This window comes from Streptomyces sp. AcH 505 (genome assembly GCF_000818175.1).
Taxonomy (GTDB): domain Bacteria; phylum Actinomycetota; class Actinomycetes; order Streptomycetales; family Streptomycetaceae; genus Streptomyces.
In genome coordinates, this window is record NZ_JTIY01000001.1 from 1,882,955 (window position 1) to 1,887,123 (window position 4,169).

The 4,169-nt window shown below is 72.2% G+C and carries 3 protein-coding genes and 1 pseudogene; 1 reads left to right on the forward strand and 3 read right to left on the reverse strand.

Features of this window, described 5'->3' with window-relative positions; all coding sequences use genetic code 11:
- The 3 genes and pseudogenes from HY68_RS44900 to ssd all read right to left on the reverse strand — a co-directional run.
- A pseudogene (locus tag HY68_RS44900) lies at window positions 1-487 on the reverse strand (hypothetical protein); the annotation flags it as partial.
- Window positions 484-1,668 carry a TadA family conjugal transfer-associated ATPase gene (locus tag HY68_RS08765; RefSeq protein WP_041986582.1) on the reverse strand — a complete coding sequence of 395 codons (1,185 nt, stop codon included), beginning with the start codon at window positions 1,666-1,668 and terminating at the stop codon, window positions 484-486. The gene HY68_RS08765 and the pseudogene HY68_RS44900, both read right to left, overlap by 4 nt.
- Window positions 1,665-2,762 (reverse strand): septum site-determining protein Ssd, encoded by a 1,098-nt coding sequence (ssd, locus tag HY68_RS08770; RefSeq protein WP_041986586.1) that lies wholly within the window; start codon window positions 2,760-2,762, stop codon window positions 1,665-1,667. Before ssd ends, HY68_RS08765 begins: the two co-directional genes overlap by 4 nt.
- Before the next feature lie 512 nt (window positions 2,763-3,274).
- Here ssd and HY68_RS08775 point away from each other — a divergent pair.
- Window positions 3,275-4,169: HAD-IB family hydrolase (locus HY68_RS08775; protein ID WP_241778502.1), on the forward strand; the 895-nt coding region annotated here is incomplete at its 3' end.

Here is a 4,169-nt window from a genome sequence, read left to right on the forward strand (position 1 = left end):
CGGCGGCCTCCGCGCCACCCAGACCACCGGTGGGCCCCGCTGCCGCCAGCAGCGCCTGTGCGGGCTGCTGACCGGCCCTCAACTCGCCCGCAGCCGCGCCGCACAGCTCCACGACGCCGTCCGCACGCCGTTCCCGCGCCGTACGCCGCTCCCTGGCCCGCAGCCAGCGCCGCACCAACGGCACCGCGCCCGCGCAGGCGACCACCGGCAGCACCGACGCCCCCAGCACGGCCAGCACGAGTCCCACCGGCAGACACAGCCACTCCCCTCCGATCCCCCGGGCCCACAGCCTCAGTTGCCCCGGCCACCGCTCCCACGACGGCGCCCGCCGCCCGTCCACCGCCTCGCCGCCACCGGTCGCAGCCACGTCCGCCAGCAGCAGCTTCGCCCTGCGCAGCGCCCGGCTCCGCCCCGCGAAGAGCCAGGTCGCCGTGCCCGCGCACAGCGCGGCGGCATACGCCGAAGCCGACAGGGACACCGCCGTCACAGCGCACCCCCGAGCAGCGTCGACAGCTGCGGCCAGCCCCGCTCGTACACGAACCCTGAGGCGCCCCAGCGCAGCGCGGGAACCGGCACGACCAGTCCCGCCGCGTCGCGCTCCAGGACATGTACCTCGGCGATCCGCCGCCGCCCGGTCCTGTCCCGTACGAGATGGACGACCACCGACAGCGCCGCCGCCAACTGGCTGTGCAGCGCGGCCCGGTCGAGCCCGGCCGCAGTCCCGAGGGCCTCAAGACGCGCCGGTACATCGGCCGCCGTGTTCGCGTGGACAGTCCCGCAACCGCCCTCATGCCCCGTGTTCAAAGCAGCCAGCAACTCGGTGACTTCGCCGCCCCGCACCTCGCCGACGACCAGCCGGTCGGGCCGCATCCGCAGCGCCTGCCTGACGAGATCCCGCAAGGTCACCTCGCCGGCGCCCTCCTGATTCGCCGGCCGCGATTCCAGCCGCACCACATGCGGATGGTCGGGCCGCAACTCCGCCGAGTCCTCGGCGAGTACGATCCGCTCCCGCTCGCCCACCAGACCGAGCAGCGTCGACAGCAGCGTGGTCTTGCCGGAACCCGTGCCACCGCTGATCAGGAACGACAGCCTGGCCCTGATCAGCGCCCGCAGCACCCGCTCCCCGCCCGGCGGCACCGTCCCCGCCGCGGCGAGTTCGGCCACCGAGAACGCCTTGGGCCGCACCACCCGCAGCGACAGGTACGCCGAGCCGACCGCGACGGGCGGCAGCACCGCGTGCATCCGGGTGCCGTCCGGCAACCGGGCATCGACCCACGGCCTGGCGTCGTCCAGCCGGCGGCCCGCCACGGCCGCCAGCCGCTGCGCCAGCCTGCGTACGGCGGCGGTGTCGGCGAACGTCACCGCTGTCAGTTCGAGACCGCCGCCGCGGTCCACCCACACCCGGTCGGGCGCGCAGACCAGCACATCCGTGACCGAGGGATCGGCGAGCAGTGGCTCAAGTGGGCCCGTGCCGACCAGTTCGCAGCGCAACTCCTCCGCCACTCCCAGCACTTCCGCGTCCCCGAGGAGCCGCCCCTGCGCCCGCAGCGCGGCCGCCACCCTCGCCGGTGTCGGGTCGGCCCCGCTTTCCGCGAGCCGCTGCCGTACGGCGTCCAGCAGCCCGCCGTCGGCCGGGCCGCGCCCGGCGGCCACGCGCTCGACCGTCATGACGTCACGCTCCCGTCCCCGGCAAGTGCCCGCTCCCAGAAGGCCGTACAGAAGCCGGCCAGGGGTCCGCGCGCCCGCGACCCGGGCGGGGATCCGTTGTCCTGCGCCTGCGACAGGCCCGGTTCAAGGGGCAGTTCGCCCGCGAGCGGCAGCCGCAGGGCGTCGGCGATCCACCGCTCGTCGAGACCGGTGGCGTACGGCCCCCGGACCACGGCCCGCAGGTCCTGGAGGACCATGCCGACCATCGAGGCCACCCGGCCGGCAGCCGCGACGGCGCGCAGTTCACCGGGCACCACCAACAGCCCGACATCGAGCTGGGCCAGCGCCTCCGCCACCGCCTCGTCCACCCGGCGCGGCAGGTCGACCACTACGACGCCGCCGCCCCGGCGGGCCGCGGCGAGCACCGACCGCATGGCCTCGGGGCGGATCACCACGCTGTCGCCCCTGTCCCAGCTGAGCACGCGCAGATCGTGGAGCCGGGGCAGCGACTCCTCCAGCGCGCCGCCGGCCACGCGCCCCTTGGACGCCGCGAAGTCCGGCCACCGTCTACCCTCGGCCTGCTCCCCGCCGAGCAGCACATCGAGCCCGCCGCCCAGCGGATCACCGTCCACGAGCATGGTGCGCCGCCCGGAACGGGCAGCGGTGACGGCCAGCGCGCAGGCCAGGGTCGAGGCGCCGGCACCGCCCCTGCCGCCGATCACCCCGACGGTCAGCGCCTGTCTGCCCACGCCCTCGGCGGCGTCCGCGATCCGGTCGACGAGCCAGCTCTCCGCGTCGGGCAGCCGCAGCACGCAGTCCGCGCCGATCTCCACGGCACGCCGCCACACGTCGGGGTCGTCCTGATCGCGGCCGACGAGCATCACCCCGCGCCTGCGGGTGGCCCCCCGGCACCGCGCCGCCGCGTCGTCCCCGACGAGGACCATCGGCGCTTCCTCCCAGCTGCCCTTCCGCTCCGGGACCGAGTGGTGCACCTGCGGCTCGGCGCCGGCCGCGGCGCACAGCCGCAGCAGATCGTCGAGCAACGCCACGTCCTCGGTGACGATCAGCGGCCCCGCCCTGCGGCCTTCCGCGACCTGGGACCGATCGGATGTCATGGATCCAGCCACGCTCTCCGCCCCCTTTTTCTCCGTCGAACCGGGATCCGCGAGTGCTTCTCGAAGCGGTCCCGGACAGATCCGGTATCGGTGATTCCGGCTAACCGCGCACTTTCGCGGTCGCAATCACCGTGCCGGGCAACGGAAAATCGTGTGGATCTTGCTGGAAAACTGTGGACAACTCGACGAATGTGAATATCCCGCTAGCTCATACCGGTGACTTCCGCAGAGCAGCGCAGCCATCACGGAGCGTGACGTGTAGTACTGGACAGACACACCGGCAGCGCGACGGAGAGACGAGACGAAGAGAGGGGACAGCCAGATCCAAGAGAAGGAAATGGGTCCGGACATGCGACGACCCCCGCCGGGGGGGAGAGCGGGGGTCGTCCCCACGGCCGACTCGGGGGGGGGAGGAGTCGGACCGGGTTAGACACGGTCGCGAACGATCCGTGACTTCCATGGTGTACCCGAGAGGCTTCTCAAGCAAACCCACACGCCAGACCTTACGCCGAATGGTGGGCGCCTATGCTCGGCTCGTGGAAAACCACTCCTTGCCGCGTACAGCAGCCTTCTTCGACCTGGACAAGACGGTCATTGCGAAGTCATCGACCTTGACCTTCAGCAAGTCGTTCTACCAAGGCGGTCTGATCAACCGCCGCGCCGTACTGCGGACGGCTTACGCGCAGTTCGTCTTCCTCGCCGGAGGCGCTGATCACGATCAGATGGAACGCATGCGCCAGTACCTCTCGGCGCTGTGCAAAGGCTGGAACGTCCAGCAGGTGAAAGAGATCGTCGCCGAGACCCTGCACGACCTGATCGACCCGATCATCTACGACGAGGCCGCCTCCCTCATCGAGGAGCACCACACAGCGGGTCGCGACGTCGTGATCATCTCCACCTCGGGCGCGGAGGTCGTCGAGCCCATCGGCGAACTCCTCGGCGCGGACCGGGTCGTGGCGACGCGGATGGCCGTCGGCGCGGACGGCTGCTTCACCGGGGAGGTGGAGTACTACGCGTACGGGCCGACGAAGGCCGAGGCGGTCCGGGCCCTCGCCGCGTCCGAGGGGTACGACCTGGCGCGCTGTTACGCGTACAGCGACTCCATCACCGACGTACCCATGCTCGAATCGGTCGGCCACCCGTACGCGGTCAACCCCGACCGTGCGCTGCGGCGTGAGGCGACCACCCGCGACTGGCCCGTTCTTGTCTTCAACCGTCCGGTACGGCTGAAGCAGCGGCTGCCCGGCTTCTCCATGCCGCCGCGCCCGGCACTCGTCGCCGTCGCGGCGGTGGGCGCGGATTATTTTCTGTCGCCGCACACCATCGCCGGCTTCGCGCTCGCCGGCGGCGGCACGAGCTTCAGCGTCGCCAATAATGGCGGCACCGGCCGCAGCGACCTGTTCCAGG